The sequence below is a fragment of the Lacinutrix jangbogonensis genome (assembly GCF_000797445.1).
GTDB lineage: Bacteria > Bacteroidota > Bacteroidia > Flavobacteriales > Flavobacteriaceae > Lacinutrix > Lacinutrix jangbogonensis.
The window spans coordinates 66,807-93,792 of sequence record NZ_JSWF01000044.1; the positions used below are offsets into that span (position 1 = coordinate 66,807).

At 34.2% G+C, this 26,986-nt stretch carries 19 protein-coding genes; 5 read left to right on the forward strand and 14 right to left on the reverse strand.

From position 1 onward, the window contains the following. From RH82_RS16310 to RH82_RS16320, 3 genes are all read right to left on the reverse strand, one after another. Window positions 1–1,242: an ammonium transporter gene (locus RH82_RS16310; RefSeq protein ID WP_034062379.1), complete on the reverse strand. Its 1,242-nt coding sequence runs from the start codon at window positions 1,240–1,242 to the stop codon at window positions 1–3. 5 nt (window positions 1,243–1,247) lie between these two features. After that, the gene (locus RH82_RS16315; RefSeq protein WP_034062380.1) at window positions 1,248–1,586 is read right to left on the reverse strand and encodes a P-II family nitrogen regulator; all 339 of its coding nucleotides are present in this window, start codon (window positions 1,584–1,586) and stop codon (window positions 1,248–1,250) included. Window positions 1,587–1,688: 102 nt separating this feature from the next. Beyond that, a complete protein-coding gene (locus tag RH82_RS16320) occupies window positions 1,689–2,672 on the reverse strand; it encodes an outer membrane beta-barrel protein (protein WP_034062383.1) in 984 nt (327 codons plus the stop codon). A gap of 441 nt (window positions 2,673–3,113) precedes the next feature. Here RH82_RS16320 and gltB point away from each other — a divergent pair, with 441 nt between their 5' ends. Both gltB and RH82_RS16330 read left to right on the forward strand, forming a co-directional pair. Then, entirely contained in the window at window positions 3,114–7,613 is a 4,500-nt protein-coding gene (gene gltB, locus RH82_RS16325; RefSeq protein ID WP_034062386.1) for a glutamate synthase large subunit, read from the forward strand. A 3-nt stretch (window positions 7,614–7,616) separates the two neighbouring features. Beyond that, entirely contained in the window at window positions 7,617–9,083 is a 1,467-nt protein-coding gene (locus RH82_RS16330; RefSeq protein ID WP_034062387.1) for a glutamate synthase subunit beta, read from the forward strand. Between the two features lie 86 nt (window positions 9,084–9,169). Here RH82_RS16330 and RH82_RS16335 read toward each other — a convergent pair whose 3' ends face one another. The 7 genes from RH82_RS16335 to ilvD form a co-directional block, all read right to left on the reverse strand. Next, window positions 9,170–10,639 carry a hypothetical protein gene (locus tag RH82_RS16335; RefSeq protein ID WP_034062388.1) on the reverse strand — a complete coding sequence of 490 codons (1,470 nt, stop codon included), beginning with the start codon at window positions 10,637–10,639 and terminating at the stop codon, window positions 9,170–9,172. 152 nt (window positions 10,640–10,791) lie between these two features. Continuing rightward, entirely contained in the window at window positions 10,792–11,589 is a 798-nt protein-coding gene (proC, locus tag RH82_RS16340) for a pyrroline-5-carboxylate reductase (protein ID WP_034062391.1), read from the reverse strand. A 105-nt stretch (window positions 11,590–11,694) separates the two neighbouring features. Further along, window positions 11,695–12,963, reverse strand: a complete 1,269-nt coding sequence (gene ilvA / locus RH82_RS16345) for a threonine ammonia-lyase IlvA (protein WP_034062392.1) — start codon at window positions 12,961–12,963, stop codon at window positions 11,695–11,697. Window positions 12,964–13,006: 43 nt separating this feature from the next. Further along, a complete protein-coding gene (gene ilvC, locus RH82_RS16350) occupies window positions 13,007–14,506 on the reverse strand; it encodes a ketol-acid reductoisomerase (protein WP_034062393.1) in 1,500 nt (499 codons plus the stop codon). 13 nt (window positions 14,507–14,519) lie between these two features. Further along, window positions 14,520–15,050: an acetolactate synthase small subunit gene (gene ilvN, locus RH82_RS16355; RefSeq protein WP_034062394.1), complete on the reverse strand. Its 531-nt coding sequence runs from the start codon at window positions 15,048–15,050 to the stop codon at window positions 14,520–14,522. Between the two features lie 115 nt (window positions 15,051–15,165). Next, window positions 15,166–16,902 (reverse strand): biosynthetic-type acetolactate synthase large subunit, encoded by a 1,737-nt coding sequence (ilvB, locus tag RH82_RS16360; protein ID WP_034062396.1) that lies wholly within the window; start codon window positions 16,900–16,902, stop codon window positions 15,166–15,168. A 15-nt stretch (window positions 16,903–16,917) separates the two neighbouring features. Then, complete coding sequence (gene ilvD / locus RH82_RS16365) at window positions 16,918–18,597, reverse strand: dihydroxy-acid dehydratase (protein WP_034062398.1); 1,680 nt, start codon at window positions 18,595–18,597, stop codon at window positions 16,918–16,920. 283 nt (window positions 18,598–18,880) lie between these two features. On the opposite strand from ilvD, the gene RH82_RS16370 reads away from it, so the two are divergent. From RH82_RS16370 to RH82_RS16380, 3 genes are all read left to right on the forward strand, one after another. Continuing rightward, the gene (locus RH82_RS16370) at window positions 18,881–20,290 is read left to right on the forward strand and encodes an FAD binding domain-containing protein (RefSeq protein ID WP_034062399.1); all 1,410 of its coding nucleotides are present in this window, start codon (window positions 18,881–18,883) and stop codon (window positions 20,288–20,290) included. Then, a complete protein-coding gene (locus RH82_RS16375) occupies window positions 20,283–22,607 on the forward strand; it encodes a xanthine dehydrogenase molybdopterin binding subunit (protein WP_081979286.1) in 2,325 nt (774 codons plus the stop codon). The genes RH82_RS16370 and RH82_RS16375 overlap by 8 nt, the downstream gene beginning before the upstream one ends. Before the next feature lie 143 nt (window positions 22,608–22,750). Further along, window positions 22,751–23,125, forward strand: coding sequence for a hypothetical protein (locus RH82_RS16380; protein ID WP_206420439.1), 375 nt, complete (start codon window positions 22,751–22,753; stop codon window positions 23,123–23,125). A 122-nt stretch (window positions 23,126–23,247) separates the two neighbouring features. Here the strand turns inward: RH82_RS16380 and RH82_RS16385 are convergent, their stop codons facing one another. Genes RH82_RS16385 through RH82_RS16400 form a run of 4 tightly spaced genes read right to left on the reverse strand, consistent with a single transcriptional unit; the run spans window position 23,248 to window position 26,789 of the window. Further along, on the reverse strand, window positions 23,248–23,733 hold the full coding sequence (locus RH82_RS16385) for a nucleoside-triphosphatase (protein WP_034062405.1): 486 nt from the start codon (window positions 23,731–23,733) through the stop codon (window positions 23,248–23,250). Next, complete coding sequence (locus RH82_RS16390) at window positions 23,730–24,737, reverse strand: hypothetical protein (protein WP_034062406.1); 1,008 nt, start codon at window positions 24,735–24,737, stop codon at window positions 23,730–23,732. Before RH82_RS16390 ends, RH82_RS16385 begins: the two co-directional genes overlap by 4 nt. Before the next feature lie 25 nt (window positions 24,738–24,762). Next, a complete protein-coding gene (gene xdhC / locus RH82_RS16395; RefSeq protein ID WP_052158398.1) occupies window positions 24,763–25,542 on the reverse strand; it encodes a xanthine dehydrogenase accessory protein XdhC in 780 nt (259 codons plus the stop codon). Window positions 25,543–25,547: 5 nt separating this feature from the next. Then, window positions 25,548–26,789, reverse strand: coding sequence for a cation:proton antiporter (locus RH82_RS16400; protein ID WP_034062408.1), 1,242 nt, complete (start codon window positions 26,787–26,789; stop codon window positions 25,548–25,550). Between the last annotated feature and the right edge of the window lie 197 nt (window positions 26,790–26,986).

The following is a 26,986-nucleotide window of genomic DNA, read 5'->3' on the forward strand; positions in this document are numbered from 1 at the left end:
CTAATGTTCATTCAATCTAAAATCTGGATAAGCATCCATACCATGTTCATGAGCATCAAGACCTTCTAATTCCTCTCTTTCAGAAACTCTAATTCCTACTATTTTCTTCAATGTAAAAATGATTAAAAATGAAGATATTATGCAAAGTATCGCATAAGATACAACACCAATTAACTGGCTAAAAAATTGTGCGCCACTTGCCAATCCTCCAAAAACACCAACTGCTAATGTGCCCCAAATACCGCATACTAAATGCACAGCAATTGCTCCAACTGGATCGTCTAATTTTAATTTATCAATTAATGAAACGGCAAAAACAATAATTACTCCTGCAATTGCTCCAATAAGAATAGCATCTGTTGGACTCATTTGGTCTGCTCCTGCAGTAATACCAACTAATCCTCCTAAAATACCGTTTAAAAACATGGTTAAATCTAAGTTTTTATATTTTAAGAATGTAACCAATGCTGCAACCACACCTCCTGCTGCGGCAGCAAGGCAAGTTGTTACTAATGTTAATGATGTTAATCCTGGATCTGCAGACAATACAGAACCACCATTAAATCCAAACCAACCTAACCATAGTATTATAACTCCAGCAGTTGCTAAAGGAATATTATGTCCCGGAATGGCTTGAGGTTTTCCGTCTTTATATTTTCCAATTCTTGCACCAAGTAAACAAACTGCAACTAAAGCCGCCCATCCACCAACTGAATGTACTAATGTAGATCCTGCAAAATCGTAAAATGGTGTTTCTAATGTTTGTAAAAAACCGCCTCCCCATTTCCATGAGCCAGCTATTGGGTAAACTAATCCTACATAAATGATTGTGAAAACCATGAAAGGTCCTATTTTCATGCGCTCTGCAACTGCTCCCGAAACTATTGTCGCTGCAGTAGCTGCAAACATACCTTGGAATAAGAAATCTGTCCAATACGTATACCCTTCATTATAAGCTAAATCTAAACCTCCAGCTGCTGTAAGTGGTGCATCTAAACCGAATCCTGCGAATCCTAAAATCCCCCAATCTTCAGATTCAAAACCTGGATACATAAGATTAAAACCTACTAAACAGTATAATAATAAACCCACAGTTATTATAAATATGTTTTTAAATAATATGTTTATTGTGTTTTTTTGTCTTGTTAACCCAATTTCTAAAAGCGCAAATCCTAAGTGCATAAAGAAAACGAGTGCTGTACAGATCATCATCCATACATTATTTGTTGTAAGTAATTCCATGCTTGTTATTTTAAAGTGTTTCCTCCTTTTTCTCCTGTTCGTATTCTGTAAACTTCATCTATCTGTGAGACGAATATTTTACCATCTCCAACTTCACCTGTTGAGCCAGCTTCCAAAATGGCTTTTATGGTTACGGCTTCAAAATCGTCGTTTACAACAATCGACAAATAGCGTCTTTGTATATCGCTGGTGCTGTAAGACACACCTCTATAAACATGACCTTCTTTTTCGTTACCTAATCCCGTAACATCCCAATACGAGAAGAAATTAACACCTACTTCATGTAGTGCTTTTTTTACTCCAGAAAATTTAGATTTTCTGATAATTGCTTCAACTTTTTTCATGTGTTTATATTTATTGTTTATTTATGGTCACATGCTGTTCACAATTAATCATTTCCATTAGTGATTAAATGCTTCACATACTCGTTTCATAATTCGTTTTAGTTAAAATTTATATATAGCTGCAACTACAAAAGAACCTAAGCTCTTTGCAGCTATTAAATCTGTGTCAATAAATATATCCTCAGACCCACTGTCCAATCTTAATTCCGGCTTGATTATTAAATTATCTACTTTATAACTTCCTGTTAATGTCACTGCGAAAACACTTGTATCATCAACTACAAAATCACTCTGAGTTTGAAAGTATTCTCCTCTAAGTCCTAAACTAAAAGCTTCGCTTAAAGTATATTGCGGATAAAGATCTACTCCATAAAAACCTTCACTTTCGTTATTTGCATACGCGGCATTAATACCAATAAAGAAATCCTCAGTAGCATCAAAACCACCCGTATAATCTACCTCAAAACCTAATCCTGCGTCATCGTATAGTAAGTTGAAGTATTGATCACCATAACCTAACTGCGCTCCTACTGCGTAACTTCCATCTGGATTGAACTCGGTAACATCTGTTTGATTAAAGACTCCAAGCATTAAGCTAAAGTCTTCAGATAATGTAAAGTCTACTTTAATACCTGTGTGAGAAAAAGGCCCGCTTGAAAATAAATAAGACGTACTGTAATTAAAGTTTCCAACAGGAGAAATAACTTCATACCCTAAAAAGGTGTTGAATTTTCCAAAAGTTAGTTTTGTACTTTCACTAATATTATAAAAAGCGAATAACTGATTTAACACTGTAGTGCTTGCCGCTTCTCCTCTTGGGCCAAAAACTAAATCTGCAACTGCTCCAACTTTTCCTTTTTCGAAACACGCAATAATATTCCCCATACCTAATGAAAATCCTGCAGTATCTACAAACGAGGTTGCAGGAGCAATTTGATCTGTGTCATTTGGTGCAGTAAAATTGGAACGATGATATACATCTACACTACCTTCAAAGGCGAATTTCTTTTCTGGATTTTCGGCTGTATTTTGAGCGAAAATAAATGTCCATACTAATAACATAATAGTCAGTGAAATAGATTTCATAATTTGTTTGATTTTTGATTGATGATGAAGTCAAACCTATATTATATTATTTATAACCCTGTAAAAAATAGGGTGTAAATTGTAATTTTTATCATATTATATAATTATACCCTAAATAATTAAGGGTTAATATTTTTTATGGTATTTTTATAAACATTTAACAATCTAGCATTTCAATATTCTTCATTTTTTAAACAATTCAATGCATTATTTTTAACAAATATTACTTTTCGCAAACGTTTTCGTAATAATTATGCCATTATTAATAAAATATCCTTACTACCTATTATGCATTATTCTTCTTTATAATTGCTAAATTTTCTTTTAGAACAGCCTTAATTATCGATATCGAAAAAGTGTTTCCTTCTTTTTTTTTATCAAATTATTGCATCTATATTACAGATGTAATAAGGTGTAAAAAGCCTTTAAATTTTCTGAATTATGCTGAAGAAACAAGGATTATATTTGCCAGAATTTGAACACGATAATTGTGGTGCAGGCTTTATATGTAGTTTAACTGGAAAACGGTCGAATGATATCATACATAAGGCGCTCGAAATATTAGTGAAATTAGAACATCGAGGCGCTGTAAGTTCCGATGGCGTAACAGGTGATGGCGCAGGCATCTTAATTGACATTCCACACAAATTCTTTAAAATATTTTGCGAATTCGATTTACCTGAAGCTGGAGACTACGCAGTGAGTAATGTCTTTCTTCCTAAAAAAGAGAACCAACGTCAATATTGTATTGCTATTTTTGAAACTGAAATTAAAAAACAAGGTCTTAAACTTATAGGATGGAGAGATGCACCAGTTAATAACGAAGTATTAGGTCAAGTTGCCAAAGTGACTGAACCTTTTGTTAAGCAAATTTTTATAGGGAAGACTGACGAAAAACAAACTGACAGAGCATTTAACTTAAAATTATTTGCAGCTCGAAAAATTGCTGAACATACTATATACGATTCAAAATTATCTGAAGCACAGTTCTTTTACCTTCCCAGTCTATCAACCAAAATTATAATTTTTAAAGGGCTATTAAAACCAGAACATATTAATGAGTACTATCTGGATTTATTTAATTCGGCTTTAGATACGCGATTAGCATTGGTTCACCAACGTTTCTCTACTAACACATTTCCAACTTGGGATTTAGCCCAACCGTTTAGATACATTTGCCATAATGGCGAGATTAACACTTTAAGAGGTAATGTATCGCGTATGTTTTCTCGTGAAGAAATCATGGAAAGCCCATTATTTGGAGACGATATTAAAAAGATAATTCCAACAATTTTAAAAGGGAAATCGGATTCAGCAACCCTAGACATGGTTGTAGAGTCGTTATTAATGACAGGTCGTTCGCTTCCAGAAGCCATGATGATGCTCGTACCAGAAGCTTGGGAAAAAAACCCAAACATGTCTGATGCTAAACGTGCTTTTTATGAATTCAATTCTTGCCTTATGGAACCATGGGATGGACCGGCTTCAATCCCATTTACTGACGGTAATTTTATTGGTGCAGTTTTAGACAGAAACGGTTTACGTCCATCACGTTACACAGTAACTAAACAAGGTAATGTGATTATGTCTTCAGAAACTGGCGTAGTTGATATCGCTCCAGAAAACGTAGAGTACCATGGTCGTTTAGAGCCTGGTAAAATGTTTTTAGTAAACATGAGTGAAGGTAGAATTGTTAACGATGAAGAAATAAAAGAAGAGATTGCTTCAAGACATCCTTACGGAGAATGGTTAGATAAAAACTTAATACACCTTCGAGATCTAAAAGCAAAAAAAGGACCTATTAAATACCAGGAAGTTGAATTAAAAAAGCGTGAAGTTATTTTTGGATATACTCAAGAAGACCTAAACACTATTATTCGCCCAATGGCACAATTAGGCAAAGAGCCTATTGGGTCTATGGGAAGCGACACGCCTATTGCTATTCTATCTGAGCGACCACAATTAATTTACAACTACTTTAAACAATTATTCGCTCAAGTTACCAATCCACCTTTAGATGGAATTCGTGAAGAACTAATTACAGATATTAGTTTAACTCTAGGCAGCGATGTTAACTTATTCGACATTAATGCTGAGCATTGTAAGAAGCTAAAAATCCAGAACCCAGTTATTTCAAAACACGATTTAGATAAGATTAGAGATTACGATACTAATCCAGATTTTAATATTGAGTCTATTTCCATGTTATATGATGTAAATCGAGGTTTAAATGAATTGGAAGTTGCGCTTGAAAATTTAGTTACTAAAGCTTCGAAAGCTATTGATGATGGTGCAAACATTATTATTCTGTCAGATCGATTTGTAGATAAAGAGCATGCGCCAATTCCAGCACTATTAGCATGCTCCTATTTAAATCATGCGTTGCACAAATTAGAAAAACGCTCCCGCATAAGTTTAATTATAGAATCTGCCGAACCTCGAGAAGTACATCATTTTGCCTTATTATTTGGTTTTGGAGCAAGCGCAGTGAATCCTTATATAGTAAATGAAATAGTTCAGGAACAAATAAACAATTCAGACGTTACAGATTTAGAATATTTAGCCGCCATTAAAAATTACAATAAAGCGGTTGGAAAAGGCATCTTAAAAGTGATGAACAAAATCGGAATTTCAACATTAAATTCTTATCGCGGCTCACAACTATTTGAATGTATTGGCATCAACACGACAACAGTTAAAAAATATTTCCCAAATACACCAACTCGAATTCAAGGTATTGGTTTAAGAGAAATTGAACAAGAAATTGTAAAACGTCATAAAAGAGCATTTCAAGTAAATGAAGCAAATATAGATATTGAAATTGGCGGAGAATACAGATGGAGACGTGGTCAAGAAAAGCACATGTTTAACCCACTAACAGTTGCTAAACTTCAAGAATCTGTTCGCACTAATAAAGCGTCAACTTTTAAGGAGTATTCAGATTTGGTTAATAACCAATCTGAGCAATTAATGACAATAAGAGGATTATTTGAATTCGACCAATTCGACCCTATTCCTTTAGAAGAAGTAGAACCTTGGACAGAAATCGTGAAACGTTTCAAAACCGGAGCCATGTCTTATGGTTCAATTAGTAAAGAAGCACACGAAAATTTAGCAGTCGCAATGAATAGAATTGGAGGTAAATCTAATTCTGGTGAAGGTGGTGAAGATCAAGAACGATTTTATAAAAGCTCACAAGGCGATTGGAAAAATTCTGCAATCAAGCAAGTCGCTTCAGGTCGTTTTGGTGTAACATCAAACTACTTAACAAGTGCAAGTGAAATTCAGATAAAAATTGCACAAGGTGCTAAACCTGGTGAAGGAGGACAATTACCTGGACCAAAAGTAAATCCGGAAATTGCTAAAACCAGAAACTCTACACCTTATGTAGGTTTAATTTCACCTCCACCTCATCACGACATTTATTCTATTGAAGATTTATCCCAATTAATTTACGATGTAAAATCGGCTAATAGAGCTGCACGAATTAATGTGAAATTAGTATCAGAAATTGGAGTAGGAACTGTTGCAGCAGGAGTTGCAAAAGCAAAAGCAGATGTTATTTTAATAGCTGGATTTGATGGCGGAACAGGAGCAACGCCTTTAACCTCACAAAAACATTGCGGTTTACCGTGGGAATTAGGAATTGCTGAAGCGCAACAGACTTTAGTAATGAACGATTTAAGAAATAGAATCGTTTTAGAGTGCGATGGTCAATTAAAAACAGGCCGAGATGTTGCTATTGCTTGTTTATTAGGAGCAGAAGAATTTGGTTTCGCAACTGCACCTTTAGTCGCTTCCGGTTGTATTATGATGCGTGTTTGCCATTTAAATACCTGCCCAGTTGGTATTGCAACTCAGAATCCCGATTTACGTAAAAAATTTAAAGGCAAGCCAGAACACGTTGTTAACTACATGTATTTTGTAGCGCAAGAATTACGCGAAATCATGGCTAAACTTGGATTTAGAACTATCAATGAAATGGTAGGTCAATCTCAAAAATTAAATAGAAATAAAGCAATAGAACATTACAAAGCTTCAGGTCTAGATTTATCACCAATTCTTCATAAAGTGGATGTCGCAGACGATGTGAAATTATATAACACCTATTGTCAAGATCATAACTTGATTGTCCATTTAGATTTCAAGATTATTAAACAAGCACATCAAGCCTTATTTAGAAGACAAAAAACAAATCTAGAAATGCCTATCACAAATATAGATAGAGCAGTTGGCGCAATAGTAAGTAATGAAATTTCTAAAATTTATGGTGCTGAAGGCTTACCAGACGATACCATTAATATAGATTTTAATGGTTCTGCAGGACAAAGTTTTGGGGCCTTTGCAACCAAAGGGTTATCATTTACAGTGCACGGAAATACAAATGATTACCTAGGAAAAGGCTTATCGGGAGCGAAATTAATTATTAAAGTACCAAAAAAATGCACCATAGTTCCTGAAGATAACATCATTACAGGAAATGTAACATTGTACGGAGCAACAGCTGGAGAGGTTTATATAAATGGAAAAGCAGGTGAACGTTTTTGTGTTAGGAATTCCGGAGCAAAAGCAGTAGTAGAGGGTATTGGAGATCATGGTTGTGAATACATGACTGGTGGAATTGCAGTTATTCTTGGTGAAGTAGGCCGAAATTTTGGAGCTGGAATGAGTGGCGGAATCGCTTATGTGTTAGATAAAGACAGCAAGTTCGAACAAAACTGTAATGCTGATGATTTAAACATCGATCCAATAGACACTATAGACGATGGATTACAACTAGAACAACTTATAGACAATCATTTTCAAGCAACTGGTAGTCCATTAGCGAGACGCATTTTAGAGAATTGGAAAACCTATCTTCCAAAGTTTAAAAAAGTATTACCAGAAGAATACAGAAAAGCCTTAGTGAGATTAGAACAAGAACAATTAGAAACAGCTTAGATTATGGGAAAGATAACAGGGTTTTTAGAGCATAAGCGTCAAGACGAAAGCTATATAGCGCCAGAAAAGCGTATTGAAAATTACAAAGAATTTACAATACCGTTAAAAGAAGAAAAGCTAAAAGATCAAGGTGCGCGTTGTATGGATTGCGGCATTCCGTTTTGTCATAGTGGTTGTCCGCTTGGAAATTTTATTCCAGATTTTAATGATAAAGTTTATAAAGGCAAATGGAAAGAAGCTGCTGAAATATTACATAAAACCAATAATTTTCCAGAATTTACAGGTCGATTATGTCCAGCACCTTGCGAAGAAGCATGTGTGCTAGGTATTAATGAAGACCCAGTAACGATTGAGAATATTGAAAAAAACATAATCGAAACTGCTTTTAATGAAGGTTGGATTGTTGCAAATCTACCAAAAGTAAGAACAGAAAAAAAAGTTGCCGTTATTGGTTCTGGACCAGCAGGTTTAGCTACCGCACAACAATTAAATCGCGCAGGACATATTGTTACTGTTTTTGAACGAGATTCGAAAGTTGGTGGTTTATTACGTTACGGTATTCCCGATTTTAAAATGGAAAAAAACGTAATTGATAGACGTGTTAAAGTTTTAGAAGAAGAAGGTATCATTTTTAAAACCAACGCACATGTTGGGCATAATATTGAAGCCAATGCAATAAAAGAGGCGTTTGATGCCATTATATTATGTGGAGGCGCAACTGTTAGACGAAGTATTCCAATTCCTGGATCAGATTTAAAAGGCGTAACACAAGCCATGGATTTCTTAAAACTAAATAACCAATATGTTGATGGTTTAGTAGATTTTAAAGATGTGATATCAGCAGAAAACAAAAACGTGATCGTTATTGGTGGTGGAGATACAGGAAGTGATTGTATTGGAACCTCTAATCGCCATGGCGCAACATCAGTAACTAATTTCGAAATACTTAGCAAACCCTCTAAAGGTCGCCCAGCTAATCAACCTTGGCCTTATTGGCCTATGAAGTTAAAAACGACATCGTCGCATAAAGAAGGTGTGGAACGATTTTTTAGCGTATCAACCAAAGAATTTATTGGTGACAAAAAAGGAAACTTAACAGGTTTAAAAACGGTAGAAGTAGAATGGGTTTTTAAAGCTGGAGAACGACCGGAACTAAAAGAAGTTGAAGACTCAGAAAAGGAATGGAAATGTGATTTAGCACTACTAGCTTTAGGTTTTACCGGTGCTGAAAAAACCTTAGCAGACCAGCTCGGTTTAGATATGGATTTTAGAACAAATATTGAAGCGTCAACAAAAAATTATGCAACTAATATCCCTGGAATATTTGCTGCCGGAGATATGCGTCGTGGACAATCTTTGATTGTTTGGGCAATATCTGAAGGGCGACAAGCTGCACATCATGTCGATGTTTATTTAACGGGAGAATCGCACTTACCTTTAAAGGATGATAATGATTTACCAAGGGTCTAAAGATGAGAAACAGTCAATTTTTATTGATTTCAATCAATAAAAAAGCACCTTTCTCGAGGTGCTTTTTTATATGTCCGAAAGGACCTTTATTTTAATGATTTTATATAAGTAGCCATTTGTTTTTGCTGCTTATCTTTCAATGTATTAATTTCTACTTTAGTTTTACCTTCATTTTCAGATTTAATATAAGCATCAAAAATATGACTTATATATATTGGCGAATATGTTGCTGGACTTGAAAAACTACTTCCACTATGACAAGAAAAGCAATTTGCTAAATTACTTACGTTAATTTCTGAAATATCCGCGTTAAAAGTTTGTGTAAATGTTTCCATAGAGACATTAGCGTTATTTAAAGAACCTCTAGTTTTAGACCCTGATAGAGCACTACCAGTTTTACCTTTTTTTGCTAAATCTACAATAAGCTTTGCTTGCTGTTTTGGCGACATCTCATCTGTATCTAACCATATAGAACCATTGTAGAAATAGTTTGCCCAAACATCTTTTAAATTGCTAGCGACACTTTTATTTATTTCTTTAATATGATTAATGTTTGCAGGTTCAGATTGACTTGTTGCCATTGGAGTTCCTGTTGAATCTAATGGCACACCATACTGAAATAAGTCGTATGCTTTGTGTGGTGCCTTAGGGCCTACGTTTTTTGTATATGTAATTCCATTTAATCCCGTTGTACTCCCTTTGCTAAATAATAACTTTTCGGCTGTAGAAGTTGCTTCATTAGCTTTCCAATCATAATTTGGAGCGATATCGTTATGCTCGAAAGTTGCCCAAATAAATTCTGGATGATTTTCTACAACACCTACTACATGCATTCCTAATAATGCCACTGTAGTATTTGTATAGGTCTTTCCTCCATTATTACTTAATGCTCCCATGGTTGTATAATAATTTGCTCTTTTATTAGACGGAATCGCATTTACATCTACCCAAGAGACTTTCAATTCTAGAGACCCTACAGGAAAAGTTGCAAAATTATTTTCTTTTAATTTCCCAGATGCCAATGCTTCTTTGAATTCATCAGCCGCAGTTAACATCGTTTTACTAACATGTATTGAATAGTGCACTGTATACTCTTGATTAGTAATAGAGTTGTATTCTGGATTCGTTTTTAAAACCCCATTTACAAAGCCTGCTTGTACTGTATCTGTTAATACAACTTTTGCACCTGTTTGTTGGGCTACCACTTTCATATCATCGGCTACTTGTATAATTTGCGATTGATTCAGAAATAACGGCGTATCTCCATCTGGTTTAGTTACCCATAAAAACTTCTGCCAAGACCATTGGTGAAAAATGCAGTTTGTCGTTTCACTTACATCAAACGGACTCCCTTTTCCTTCATCAGGCGCTGGTGTTTGACTGTGCGGAAACCAACTCGATTCAGATAAACAAGGGACCACAGTTGCTGCTAGAACATTATAAGTAGTTTCTTTTTCAATTTCTGGAGTCTTACTTTCATTTTTACAAGACGTAAAACATAAAAATAATACAACCAGGGACACTAGGATTCCTAGAACTTTAGTTTGATTTTTCATTTTTTGTTGGTTTAATTAGTTTTGAGCTTAATGCACCAACAAATATGAAGATTAAAATGCTTAGATAATAGAGTACAAATACGTGATTATACTTAACAAAATAGAAAATCTACCCTTTTAAAGATACATTTTCCATTTTAATCTAATCTAGACTACGTTCTTTTCTTAATCCCATCAATTTTTTCAAATGAAGTAACCATTCCTCTAATAAGCGAAGAACTTAAACCTTGATGCTCCATTTCGTTTAAACCCTCAATAGTGCATCCCTTTGGCGTGGTTACTTTATCTATTTCTTGTTCTGGATGATTACCCGTTTTAATCAATAAACTCGCTGCACCTTCGGCTGTATGCATTGCTAATTGTTGTGCTTCTTTAGCATCGAATCCTAATTGTATTGCAGCTTGTGTAGTTGCTCGAATTAAACGCATCCAAAAGGCAATTCCACTAGCACAAACCACTGTTGCTGCTTGCATTTGTTTTTCTGGAATCACTAAAGTTGTGCCTAATAAATCGAAGATTTTTATTGCTGTATTTAATTTTAATTGTGCTTTTTCATTGCTACAAATACAAGTCATAGATTTTCCAACTGCAATGGCAGTATTTGGCATTGCACGAATAACTGAATTTTTATCACCAATAATGCCTTCAATTTTTTCTATAGAAAAACCTGTTATTGTTGAGATTAAAGTATGTTTTGGTGTAATAAATTGCATATTTTTTCTCAGTACTGCCGCTAAATGATTAGGCTGAACAGCAAAAATAATAACATCTGAATTTGAAATTGCCTCTCCATTATCATTCGTAATTATTACTTTTTTATCAGATTTTAAACCTTCTAATGAATTAATATGTCGTTTTGTTAAGTATAACGACGAAGTGATATTACTTGATAATAATCCTTTTGCTATAGACAATCCTAAATTCCCTACTCCTATTATTGCTATTTTCATTTAAAACTTATTTCGTTAATTCCACAAAAATGAGAATTAAAATTTAATTTACCCTTGTAGGTTTTCAGAATAATAATGAGATTTTTTGCTCCACTCTGAATCACACTATACTAAAAACTGAAATAAATCTGGTTTATCATTTAGGTAATCTCCATAAAAATTATGTAGCTTCATTTTAGTTATTAATGGTTCTAAATCATTTGTTGATTTTAACTGTATACCAACTACCGCGACATCATTTTCTCGGTTAGCTTTTTTGGTGTATTCAAAATGTGTAATATCATCATTTGGTCCTAGAATATCCACTACAAAATCTCTTAAAGCTCCTTTACGTTGCGGAAACTTAACGATGAAATAGTGTTTTAAATTCGCATACAATAGCGCACGCTCTTTTATCTCTGCAGTACGTGTGATGTCGTTATTGCTTCCGCTAATGACACAAACTACATTTTTACCTTTTATTTCTTCAGAAAACTGTTCTAAAGCAGAAAGACTCAAAGCTCCAGCTGGTTCCACTACAATAGCATCCTTATTATATAAATCTAATATAGTCTGGCAAACCTTACCTTCATCTACTGAAACTACACGATGTAAAGTCTCTTTGCAAATCGCAAAGTTTAAATCACCAACCCTTTTAACAGCGGCTCCATCCACAAAGCTATCTATGGTTTTTAACGCCGTGTTTTTATTATTTCTAATAGATGTTAACATAGAAGCTGCTCCTTTTGGTTCTACGCTAATAATTCTAGTTTGTGGTGATAACATTTTAAAAATAGATGACAATCCTGCCGCAAGGCCACCACCACCAACAGCGACAAAAACATAATCGGCGGGATGCGCTTTCGCCTGATTAATAATTTCTAAGCCCACCGTAGCTTGACCTTCAATTACTTTTTTGTCATTAAAAGGATGAATAAACGTTTTCTTTAATGCTTCGCATTGTTCGATTGCAGCATGATAAGCATCGTCAAACGTATCACCAATTAAAACCACTTCTACAAAATCTTCGCCAAACATTTTTACCTGTTCAATTTTTTGATTAGGTGTTGGAGCAGGCATAAAAATGGTGCCTTTTATTTTTAAAAGTTTACATGAAAGTGCGAAACCTTGCGCATGATTTCCGGCACTAGCACATACAATCTCATTTTCAATTTGACATGCACTTAAAGATGATATTTTATTGTAAGCACCACGGATTTTATAAGAACGTACTTCTTGTAAATCCTCTCTTTTAAAATATATATTTGCTCCAAATTGCTTAGAATAGCGAGTGTTTTTCATCAAAGGCGTTACAGATGCTATACCTTTTAGATTTTCTGAAGCAGCTTCAATGGCCTCTAATGTTGGTCTGTATGTTATTTTTGTATCTTCCATGTATAATGAGATCCTAAATCTATTTCAGGATGACAATAACTAATTATGCTAAAACTGGATTTTGTTCGGTTTCCGTTTTTACAGTTTTCATAGCTGTCATTGCAGCTCTTAAACGTTGTCCAACTGCTTCAATTGGATGATTTCTAATCGCGCCGTTTGTTGCAATTAATTCAATATTATCTACTGCATTTGATGCCGAAAACGACTTACCAATAATATCAGTTTTTACTGTTTTTATAAAATCGGTTAACAAAGGCTTACACGCATGATCAAATAGGTAACAACCATATTCTGCTGTATCTGAAATCACGCGATTCATTTCAAATAATTTCTTTCTAGCGATTGTATTTGCTATTAATGGTAATTCATGTAAAGATTCGTAGTAAGCAGAATCTTCAACAATTCCTGCACTTACCATTGTTTCGAATGCTAATTCTACTCCGGATTTTACAAAGGCTACTAATAAAACACCATGATCAAAGTACTCTTGTTCACTAATATGTTCTGATGTCAATGTTGTTTTTTCAAATGCTGTTTCACCAGTTGCAGCTCTCCACTTTAATAAGTTAACATCGTCATTTCCCCAATCTTCCATCATGGTTTTCGAGAAATGACCAGAAATAATATCGTCCATGTGCTTTTCAAAAAGCGGACGCATAACATCTTTTAATTCTTCAGATAATTCGTAAGCTTTTACTTTTGCTGGATTGGATAAACGATCCATCATATTAGTAATACCACCATGCTTTAAAGCTTCAGTGATTGTTTCCCAGCCATATTGAATTAATTTTGCAGCATAACTAGCCTCAATACCTTCTTCAACCATTTTGTCAAAACTTAATATCGCTCCTGTTTGTAATAGACCACATAAAATGGTTTGTTCTCCCATTAAATCACTTTTTACTTCAGCAATAAAAGAGGACTCTAAAACACCAGCCTTATCGCCTCCAGTAGCTACAGCATATGCTTTCGCTTGAATCCAACCTTTATTTTCTGGATCGTTTTCTGGATGTACAGCAATTAATGTTGGCACTCCAAAACCACGTTTGTACTCCTCACGAACTTCTGTTCCAGGACATTTTGGTGCGACCATAATTACCGTTAAATCTTTACGTATTTGCATTCCTTCTTCAACAATATTAAAACCATGAGAGTAACTTAATGTTGCTCCTTTTTTCATTAAAGGCATTACCGTTTTAACCACATTTGTGTGCTGCTTATCTGGAGTTAAGTTTAACACCAGATCTGCAGTAGGTATTAACTCCTGATAAGTACCTACTTTAAATTTATTAGACGTCGCATTTTTATATGAATCCCGTTTTTGATCGATGGCTACTTGGCGCAATGTATATGAAATATCAAGCCCAGAATCGCGCATATTTAATCCTTGGTTTAGTCCTTGAGCACCACAACCAACAATAACGATTTTCTTGCCTTTTAATGCATTCACGCCATCTTCAAATTCTGAAGCATCCATGAAACGACATTTCCCTAATTGCTTTAATTGTTTTCGTAATGGTAATGTGTTGAAATAATTTGACATTTCTTAGTTGTTTTTAATGTTGTAATGCTTTTAGCATTGTAGATATTTGCATTTCGTCTTTAGTAACCGCAATGCGTCCTGAACGCGTAAATTGCATGATTCCAAAAACAGTTAACTCTCTATGTAATAAATCTATTTCTTCTTTTCTACCTGATTTCTCAATGACAAAAAAGGCTTTATTTACAGTAACAATTCTGGCATTACTTTCTTTTATTATATTCTGGATTTGTCGCTCGTTAAATAGCAAGTCAGATTTAATTTTAAACAGACATGTTTCTTGGTAAATCGTTTCGTCTTCGGTGTGATAATAAGCTTTGATAACTTCGACTTGCTTTTCAATCTGACCGATAATTTTTTTCATTTGTTCTTCGGAAAGCTTAACCACCATAATCCATTTGGTAACATTTTCAATTTCTGAAACCGATGAATTAATACTTTCTATATTAATATGGCGTCTTTGAAAAATTGCCGAAATACGGTTTAGTAACCCGATGTTATTTTCGGTGTAAATCGATACTGTATATAATTTGTTTTCTTGACTCATTCGTTGTTATATTATAGATAAAAGAGGATACAAAAGAGACTTGTACGCGATTGAATTCTATTTTTTTTCCACATTTACCTTTTCTCTTTTCTCTATGCTCTGTTTTCTTTTTAATTTACTCTAATCTCATATCTGAGACACTTGCTCCTGTGGGAATCATAGGAAATACATTACCTTCCTTTTCCACTCTTATCTCTAAGAAATAAGGACCGTCACTAGCAATCATTTCTTCAACGGCAGCCTTTAAACCTGTTCTAGTTGTAACTTTTTTTGCATCAATATAATAGCCTTTAGCTATGGCTACAAAATCTGGATTTACCATTTCTGTAGAAGCATATCGTTTATCGAAAAATAACTCTTGCCATTGGCGAACCATTCCGAGGAATTCATTATTTAAAACCACAATTTTTACAGGTACTTTCTGCTGAAAAATAGTCCCTAATTCTTGAATGGTCATTTGGTAACCACCATCACCAATAATAGCAACAACTTCGCGATCTGGAGCAGCCATTTTTGCGCCAATTGCAGCTGGCAAAGCAAAGCCCATTGTACCTAATCCACCTGAAGTAATGTTACTTTTAGTTTTATTAAATTCCGCATAGCGACACGCTATCATTTGGTGCTGACCAACATCACTAACTATAGCTGCATCACCTTTGGTTTGTATATTGATTTCTTTCAATACTTCTCCCATTGTTAAGCCCTCTTTTGTTGGATGCAAGTCTCCTTTTATAACTTTATCGTATTCAATTTTATATAAATCTTTAAATTTTTGATGCCATTCTGCATGTTTATTTTCCTTTAGTAAAGGAAGAATCGCTGCCAAAGTTTCCTTTGAATTACCCATTACAGCAACATCAGTTTTTATGATTTTATCTACTTCTGCTGGATCAATTTCAAAATGAATCACCTTTGCTTGTTTTGCATAGGTTTCAAGATTTCCTGTAACACGATCGTCAAAACGCATTCCAACAGCAATTAAAACATCACATTGATTGGTTAATACATTTGGTGCATAATTACCATGCATTCCAACCATACCAACATTTAAATCGTGAGCAGTTGGCAATGCAGAAGCCCCTAAAATAGTCCAAGCCGAAGGTATTCCTGCTTTTTCAATAACTGCTTTAAATTCAGCTTCAGCTTCACCCAAAATCACACCTTGCCCCCAAACTATTAGTGGTTTTTTTGCGGTGTTTATTAATTCGGCAGCAGCTTTTAATGAATTTTCATCCGTTTTTGGCACTGGCACATAACTACGTATTCCTGTGCATTTTTCATATTTAAAATCGAATTCTTCAAATTGTGCATCTTTAGTAATATCGACTAAAACAGGTCCTGGCCTTCCGCTTTTAGCAATATAAAAAGCTTTCGCCATGACTTCGGGTATTTGCGATGCTTTGGTAATTTGATGATTCCATTTGGTTACTGGTGTAGAGATACCGATAATATCAGTTTCTTGAAAAGCATCTGTTCCTAATAAGTGCGAACCTACTTGACCAGTAATGCAAACCATTGGTGTAGAATCTATTTGCGCATCTGCAATTCCTGTTATTAAATTAGTAGCTCCAGGACCAGAAGTTGCTATTGCGACACCAACTTTACCAGAAATCCTAGCATAACCTTGTGCAGCATGTGTTGCACCTTGTTCATGACGCGTTAAAACGTGGTGAATTTTGTCTTGATACTTATATAATTCGTCGTAAACTGGCATAATTGCACCTCCAGGATATCCATAAAGAATATCAACACCTTCGGCTAGTAAACATTTTATAATAGCTTCACTACCTGAAACGCGTTCTGTGGTTTGCGTATTTTGTGAGTCTTTTTGTATAGTTTGAGTTTCTTTCATGCTTAAAACATCTGTTTAAAATTCATCAGTTACGCAACCTTTTGAGGCTGATGATACTGTCTTTGCGTATTTATATAAAACACCACGTTCAAATTTCAACTTTGGTGCTTTCCATACTTGTCTTCTTTTTTGCAACTCTTCTTCGGAAACCTCCACAGAAATAGAGTTAGTTTCTGCATCGATAGCTATAATATCTCCATCTTTAACTAAAGCAATTGTTCCGCCTTCTTGAGCTTCAGGAGTAATATGCCCAACTACAAAACCATGCGTTCCTCCAGAAAATCTACCATCCGTAATTAATGCCACCTCTTTACCTAAACCTGCTCCCATAATGGCTGCTGTTGGTTTTAGCATTTCTGGCATTCCCGGACCTCCTTTTGGGCCTTCGTAACGAATAACGACTACATCTCCTTTTTCTACTTTCCCATCTCTTATTCCATCATTGGCAGCATATTCACCTTCGAATACTTTTGCTTTTCCTTTAAAAGCCAAACCTTCTTTTCCTGTAATTTTAGCCACACTTCCTTCGGTTGCTAAATTTCCGTAGAGCATTCTTAAATGTCCAGAGATCTTAATAGGATCTTCTATTGGTTTAATAACGTTTTGACCTTCTTTTAAATCTGCAACATCTAATAAGTTTTCAGCTAATGTTTTTCCTGTAACGGTTAAACAATCACCATGTAGCATTCCTTTTTTAAGCAAGTATTTCATAACTGCTGGAATTCCACCAACGGCATGAACATCTTCCATTAAGTATTTACCGCTTGGCTTTAAGTCGGCCAAAAATGGTGTATTGTCACTAATATCTTGGAAATCTTTAAGCGTGAAATCTATTTGTGCAGCTCTTGCAATCGCTAAAAAGTGTAACACGGCATTTGTTGAGCCACCTAAAATTGTAACTAAGCGCACTGCGTTTCCCAGAGATTTCCTTGTAATAATATCACTCGGTTTTATGTCTTTTTCTAAAAGCAATCGCAAAGCCTCACCAGCTTTTACAGACTCTTCTTTTTTAGCTTCGCTTAATGCAGGATTTGAAGAATTAAAAGGCAGTGTCATACCCAAAGCCTCAATTGCAGACGCCATCGTGTTTGCTGTATACATTCCTCCACAAGCTCCAGCTCCAGGACATGCTTTTTGAACAATGCTTTGGTATTCTGCTTCATCCATTTTACCTGCTACTTTACTTCCCCAAGCTTCGAAAGCAGAAACGACATCTAACTTTTGACCATTATGGCAACCAGAATCTATTGTTCCTCCATATACTAAAATACTTGGACGATCTAAACGAATCATTGCCATTAAAGCACCAGGCATATTTTTATCGCATCCAACAACAGTAATCAAACCATCATAACTCATTGCTTGCACAACTGTTTCCATAGAATCTGCAATAATATCTCTTGAAGGTAAAGAATAACGCATTCCTGGTGTTCCCATAGAAATACCATCACTAACACCAATGGTATTAAAAATTAATCCGATAATGTCTTCTTTTTTTGTTCCTTCCTTAACTAATTTAGCCAAGTCGTTAAGATGCATATTACAAGGATTCCCTTCGTAACCGGTACTTGCTATTCCAATAATGGGCTTAAAAAAATCTTCTTTTGTTAACCCAATTGCATGCAACATGGCTTGTGCTGCTGGCTGAGTTGGATCTTGAGTTACTGTTTTACTGTATTTGTTTAATTGGTTCATATTTTTATTTGCTAAATCTAAAGTACTTGTTTACATTTTTTTGACTATAACTATTAATTAATTTTTCGCTAAAGCCAACCCTTAAAATACTGATTCAACTAACTAAATAACAATAACTTAAACACCTTTCTCTATGATGTTCAAATCTATTATTTTGTTGTATAAAAAAAGATACTAAATCAAGAAAAGCCAAAATTAATTCCTATTTTTAATTCATTAAAATAAGAAACAAAAATAACTTTAAAATGTTATATTAGATATTTGGTACTTATTAATAAAATATATGACAACCTTCATTCTAAATAACAAAATCATTAAAACACCAGAACATTCTGGAATTACATTATTAGATTTTGTTCGTTATCAGCAACGCCTTACAGGAACAAAAATTGGTTGTCGTGAAGGCGATTGTGGTGCTTGCACAGTTTTAGTTGGCACCTTAACAAACGATACTATGAAATACCAAAGTATCACATCGTGTATTTCGCCATTAGGAAATTCGCATGGCAAACATATTGTAACGGTAGAAGGCACTAACCTTAAAAACAAATTAACTATCGCTCAAGAGGCTATGAAAGCAAATTACGCAACACAATGCGGATTCTGCACGCCAGGTTTTGTGGTTGCTTTAACAGGTTTTGCGTTGTCAAATTCTGAAAATAATTATAGTAATGCTATTGATGCCATTAGTGGTAACATTTGCAGATGCACAGGTTACAAAGCAATTGAAAAGGCTGCACATCAAGTGGTTAAAAAATTAGAGAGCCAAGAAAAAAACTCTTTTAAATGGTTAATTGAAAATGAATTTATTCCTGAATATTTTAAGAATATACCTCAGCGTTTAAAAGATATTGACGTTAAAGATTTAAACCAACCTAAAGGGAAATATGTTTCTGGAGGGACAGATTTATATGTACAACAAGCGGATCATTTAGCAGATAATGATGTGTATCTTATTGCCGAAAAACACTATTTAAAAGGTATCACAATTGAAAACAAAACGTGTACCATTGGCACAAATGCAACGGTTTCAGATTTATGGAATCATACAGAATTAAATAGCATTTTACCAAACTTACGACAACACTTAAAACTGGTCTCTTCAGAACACATTAGAAATATGGCTTCCATAGGCGGAAACCTTGTAAACGCGTCACCTATTGGAGACATGACCATATTTTTTTTAGCTCTTAATAGCAATATTACAATTACAAATGAAGACCAAAAAGAGCGCACTATTTTGCTCAAAAACTTCTACCAAGATTATAAAAAATTCGATTTAAAAACCGGAGAACTTATAAAAAATATCCACTTTAAATTACCCAATAAATGCTCGTTTTTTAATTTTGAAAAAGTCTGCAAACGAACACATTTAGATATTGCTAGTGTGAATTCTGCAATACATATTTCTATTGAAAAAGAAACAATTCTAGAAGCACACATTTCTATTGGTGGAGTTTCTGCAATTCCTAAATACCTGCATAAAACTTCGGATTTCTTAATAGGGAAACCATTGACTTTAGAAACAATATTAGAAGCTAATAAAATGCTTCAAAAAGAAATTACACCAATTAGCGATGTTCGCGGCAAAAGTGACTATAAACGTTTGTTGGCCAGACAATTGTTTTTTGCACATTTCATGGAGTTGTTCCCAAATAATTTCACCCTAAACGATTTTGTTAAGCATGCATAAAAACAAAACCAATAAAGTCTTAGATAGTAAATTAGATTCCGTTTCTATTGCCCTAAAACGCAGTATTAAAAACTTAGATTCTTACACACATGTTCGCGGAGAATCGTTGTATGTGGACGATATAAATATTAGACAAGGTACATTTCACGCTGTCGTTTTTGATTCACCAAAAGCCCACGGAAAAATTAAGCGTATTGATTATTCTAAAGCGGAGGCTTTGGAAGGTGTTGAGAGAATCTTTACTTATAAAGATATTCCTGGTGAAAATGAAATTGGAGGCATCATTCCTGATGAACCTTTGTTTGCTGAAGACGAAGTTCATTTTTGGGGCATGCCAATTGCTTTAATTGTTGCAGAATCTGAATTTATTGCCAGAAAAGCGAGACAATTAATAGCCATTGAAATTGAAGAATTACCAGTAATTACCACTGCAAAAGAAGCCAAAGCAAAAGGCAACTTTATTAATGCACCAAGATCCTTTAGTTTAGGTGATACTGAAAAAGCATTCCAAGATTGTAAGTATGTTTTTGAAGGTGAAACGTTTTCAAACGGACAAGAACATTTATATATTGAAGCACAAGGTGCTTATGCCGAACCTTTAGAAAATGGAAATATAAAAATCACATCATCTACCCAAGGCCCAACTTCTGTTCAAAAAACAATTGCTCATGTTCTTGGTATTGCTATGCACAAAATTGAAGTAGATGTTACGCGCCTTGGTGGTGGATTTGGTGGTAAAGAAGACCAAGCAACACCTTGGGCTGTAATGGCTGCTTTAGCAACGTATCATTTAAATCAATCCGTAAAATTAATACTAAATCGACATGATGATCTGCGCATGACTGGAAAACGTCACCCTTATGAAAGCACCTATAAAATAGGCCTTTCTAAAGACTTAAAAATTCTAGCGTACCAGACTGAATTTTTGCAAAATTCTGGTGCCGCAGCAGATTTATCGCCTGCAATTGCTGAACGCACATTATTTCATGCTACTAACAGCTATTATGTACCAAATGTCACTACAAAAGTGATAAGTTGCAAAACCAACTTACCACCAAATACAGCATTTCGAGGTTTTGGTGGACCACAAGGCATGTTTGTTATTGAGTCTGCTATTGCAAAAGCGGCACATGAAATTGGAGTAAGCACAAGACAAATTCAAGAAGTCAATTTATTAGATGAAAACGACACGTTTTCTTACGGACAAATTGCCAAGAAAGTAGAAGCCAAAAACACCTGGAATTCTGCAAAAAACATATTTAATAGTGAAGCTTTAGAACAAGACGTTAAAGATTTTAATAAAAACAACAAAGCATTTAAAAAAGGATTGGCTTTTATGCCGATAACTTTTGGAATTTCATTTACTAATACACCTATGAATCATGCACGTGCTTTGGTTCATATTTATTTAGATGGTAGTATTGGGATTAGTACTGCTGCTGTAGAAATGGGACAAGGTGTCAACACCAAAATGATGCAAATAGCTGCTGATGTGTTTTCAGTCTCAATCGAGAAAATCAAGATTGAATCCACTAATACAACCAGAGTTGCAAACACCTCTCCTTCAGCCGCGAGTTCTACTGCAGATTTAAACGGAAAAGCAACTTTAATGGCTTGTAATTCACTTTTAGAACGCTTGAAAACTGTAGCTTCACAAGACTTAAATGTTTCCGAAAGCAGCATCTGTTTAAAAGATGAATGTGTTTATGTTAATGATAAAAAATCCGAATTATTATGGACAGCACTTATAAGTAGTGCCATGTTAAAACGTGTCGCTTTATCTGAGAACGCACATTACGCGACACCAGAAATTCACTTTGACAAAACGAAAGAAAAAGGACACCCTTTTGCATATCATGTTTACGGAACAGCTATCACTACCACAACTATAGATTGCATTCGAGGTACTTACGAATTTGATTACGTAAAGATTGTACATGATTACGGGAAAAGCATGAGTGAAGGTATTGATTTAGGCCAAGTGGAAGGTGCGTTAATTCAAGGCATTGGATGGATGACGATGGAAGAAATTGCGTATAATAAAGACGGGAAATTATTGTCTAATGCATTGTCAACCTATAAAATTCCGGATATATTTTCAGTTCCAAAAATCGTGGAAGTGATTCCTGTAGAAACCGAAGGAAATGATATGGCTATTTTAAAATCTAAAGCCGTTGGCGAACCACCATTAATGTATGGCATTGGTGCTTATTTTGCACTTCAAAATGCCATTAAAGCATTTAATTCTAAATACGAGTTAGAGTTTCATGCGCCAATGACACCAGAAAAAGTACTTATGAGTTTATATAAAAAATAAACAGTATCAATTAATATAAAAATATACTTATCGCACTCCATTACAAAAAGCAAAACATTCTTAAAGGTGCACTTATTTATAGTGCTGGTGATACTATTGCAGCCTTATTACTCCATGAGTTTTCTTGGTATCGTTTACTAGGAATGATATTTATTGGCGCCTCTTTTTACGCCTTTGAAATTCCAAATTATTTTGATTGGATTGTAAAAAAGACACAATATTTAAAAGGCAGTAAAGCGACATTAACCAAAACTGTTTTGGCAATAGCGTATTTTAATCCGCTATGGATTGCTAGACATTTATTGTTTATAAAATTATTTTCTGGTCAGTTTGATAAGATTGGCTTTAATCTTATAGAAATTGCCTTTTGGTCCTTTTTAGTAAATATTCCTATTTCATTTATAGCGAATTATATTATTCAAAACCGATTTAAACTGAAGTGGCGTTTTTTAGGAAGTGCCGTTTTTTCTGGAATTATGGCTATTTATTACGCTTTGAGTGAAATCATTTTTGGGTAATTAAATTCTTTACTTTTCAAAGTAGATTCCGCATCAAGTGCAGAATGACAAATCCTATAATAATTTTTAATTAAAGGTTCTAACGCATTTCTATTGCTCTAAATGTGACACTGCCTTTACTGTCAAATTATTCTTTTCAATGCTTCTTTGTTTATAATTTTATACTCAGAAATTGCATAATGTTTCAAAACGTCTTCAAGCAAATAATCACGTACCACCAAAATTAAATGCTGATTTGCATTATGCATGTGCTTCGGAATTAATTTTTCAGATGAAAGATGCAAGCCTTCATTCTTTAGTTCCAGCTTACCTATTTCATCAATAATGAGATATTGATCTTTAGTTTCTAAGGCAATCAAAATCAGGAATTCATGCGCCTTTTTAAATGCAGATTTCAAAAACTTGAAGCTTCCTATTTCAATAACTTCTTCATTGTTACTTTCAACTTCAAGTTCAAATACTTCTTTATCTTTTACTTTCAAAAAGTATCGTTTTCCTTCTTCATTATCTGGACACAACAAACCATCAACATCAATTCTAGTACTAGACCAATCTAACAAAGCTGTTGTTTTCCCTGTTCTAATTGCACCTGTAAGGATATAAATCATTCTGAAGCAATTTTAAAATGCACACAATTAGAAATACTATTTGCCATAAAATATTGAAATCTCGTATAACCTTTTAAATGCCTAGTTTCTTTCCAAGTAAATGAAATGATCTGTCTGAAATAAGGAAATAGATCCATCGCATTTGTAATATCTTCTTGGTATTTAGATTCTTTTTTATGAAGATATCTTCTAACTCCTTTTAATAAAAAAGGACCAATAACTAAATACCAAAGCATTAAAATTAAGAAGCTTCTCAATACAATGTAAATTGCTTTTTGCCATCCAAAAAGTGTACTTCCAAACACAGAAAACGCCAAGACTATTATAGCAACTGTGAGTAGCCAAATCCAAATAATTTTTATTTTAAAGGATACTTTCTTATTTTGATTTTCAACCGTACTCTTTTCTATTTTAAGATAAAAATCGGTTTCTGGTTTATTTGAAATAATTATGATTATACTTTTTATAAAAAGCCCTGCTAAGATTCCACAAACGCCATAGACAAAAAGATACGTCGTCACTAAAACCGAAGTTGCAGAGGTTTCGGACATAAAATTTAATTTATTCTGAACCCATGCTCCATAGATATTAACAGCTTCCCAAAAACCTGTTCCGTAAACAATAGTCAGTATTATTAATTTTTGAAGTGCAGATTCTAAAAATGTCACCATGCCTAAAACAATTATAGTTGCACTTTTCCATGTAAAATTAGAAAACAAAAACGCACCTAGAACAGCTTGAAAACTTACTGCAACATAAGCTCCAAATGGAGAATACGGACTTACTGCCATTTTTATAATTAAGACAATGACCAAAGCTTTCAAAACAGCTTGCCATTTATTTTTAGCATAAAAAGAAATCAAACTAATGAGTAAAATGGAAACACCTCCAACTATTAATCCTGTAAAGGGTGAATTAAACACATGTAAAAAACCACCTAAACCAGACTCATTTAAAGCCCAGAGCGCCGTTAATTTATCTATGATCGATTTATTATTTTTCATGTTGACTTCCTGCAAAAACAGGAATCTATTTTACTTCAAGTTTGTAATGCACTTGCAGTAATTGTGCAACAACGCTAATAGCAATTTCTTTTGGCGTATCGCCTCCTATATCTAATCCTATTGGACAAACCACATTGTCCATGCCTTCTGGTATATTCATCTCTTTAATAAGCATATTACTAAATCGAGCTTTCTTGGTTTTACTTCCTATTAAACCCAAAAATTTGGTCTCATTTTCCAAAGCGTGAGCAATAATATCAAAATCGATGGCATGATTATGCGTTAGCACTAAAACATAACAGTTGTTTCCCCATTTCACAACATCTTTAAATGTTTTAAAATCAGTTTCGGTAGTTTGATGCTTGGTAACACTGTCGTCTAACTCCAAATTAGAAAACCAGTCATTACGAGAATCTATAAGATTAACCTTAAAAGATGTATCGACCAACAATTTGGTAATTTCAACACCAATATGCCCTGCTCCAAATAAAAATAATTCTGGTGATTGATTCATCGGTTCTATAATAAATTCTACTTTTCCACCACAACACTGTTCAAATTCGGGTCCTAAAGTATAATTAGATTCTATAATTCTGTTTTCTTCTAGCGCAGTAATAGCGTCGTCAATTGCTTTAAACTCCAACTTCCCTCCGCCTATTGTTCCGTGAATTTGCTTATCTTTAGTGACTAGCATTCTAGAACCAACTCCGCAAGGTGTTGACCCTAAACACTTGGTTACAGTTACAAAAGCAACAGGTATTTCTTGTTGTTTAAATTCCGCTAAAAGGATAATCCAGTTTTGCATAAAAATTATTTCACTTCAAGTTTTTTAATGAGCTTACCAACTGTTAATCCTTGAAATAATATAGAAAACACAACAACTACATACGTGATTACTAAAAACAAATCACGTTCCATAACTTGCGTAAGACCTAAAGCTAATGCAATAGAAATTCCGCCACGTAAGCCTCCCCAAGTCATAATTAAATTAGTCTTTGGTACAAAGTTTAATTTCTTCTCAAAGAACTTTATAGGTACTAATAATGAAAGATATCTACAAATTAATAGTAATGGTATTGCTATTAGACCAGCCAATAAATACTCCATTTTAAAAGTAAGTACTAGCATTTCCATTCCTATTAATACAAATAGAATAGTATTCAAAAGGATATCTATTAACTCCCAAAATTTATCTACATAGACCTCTGTGGTTTCTGACATCGCATTATCTCTAACCGTATCGTTACCTACTACTAATCCAGCAGTAACCATTGCTAAAGGCGCAGAGATGTGCAGTTTTTGCGCCAAAACAGTTCCCGCCATAACAGCTGCTAGCGTTATAATTACTTCAATGTCATAGTCATTTATAGATTTCATTAATCTATAAGTAATCCATCCTAAAATCAACCCTAAGATAATGCCACCAATAACCTCTAAGCCAAACAATTCCAGAACCTCTAAGGCACTCACATTCTCAATACCTAAGTCTGCTATTTTATAAATGGTTAAAAATATTACAACACCTATACCGTCATTAAACAAGGACTCTCCTACAATCTTGGTTTCTAATCTTTTTGGTGCTCCAGCTTTCTTAAGAATCCCCAAAACTGCAATAGGATCTGTAGGTGATATTAAGGCTCCGAATAACAAACAGTAAATAAAGTCCACATGCAGCCCAACAATCGGAAGCGCATAAAACATGACCAAACCAACTAAAAACGTAGATAGCAAAACGCCTAATGTTGCAAAAACTAAAACTGGCCAACGTTGTACTTTAAGTTGTTCAAAATTAGTATGCAATGCTCCTGCAAAAAGTAAAAAGCTCAGCATAACGTCCAGTAAAACTGTCTTAAAATCTATTTGCGTGATAATAAACCGCTCTGCATTAAGCAAAGAATCATCAAAATAACTTAGTATAAATACCGCAAATGTAAATATAATTGTAATTAGCATTAAGCCAATGGTATTGGGCATCTTTAAAAATCGCACATTTAAATAGCCAAAAACCGCAGCCATGAGCACTAATATAGAAGCGATTACAAAATAGTCCATAGAAAAATATATTTCTTGCTAAATTAAAGAATTATATCTTTTAACTATCATTAATTCTTTATTATGAAAAGACTTATATCGATTTGCAATATCAGCCTTTTTAATATAAAATAGTATCGATTGACTAAACAAGAATGAGACTTTCATTACACTTTTATGGGTGAGAGTATTTCGTTTCTCGTATCATTGTTTAAATA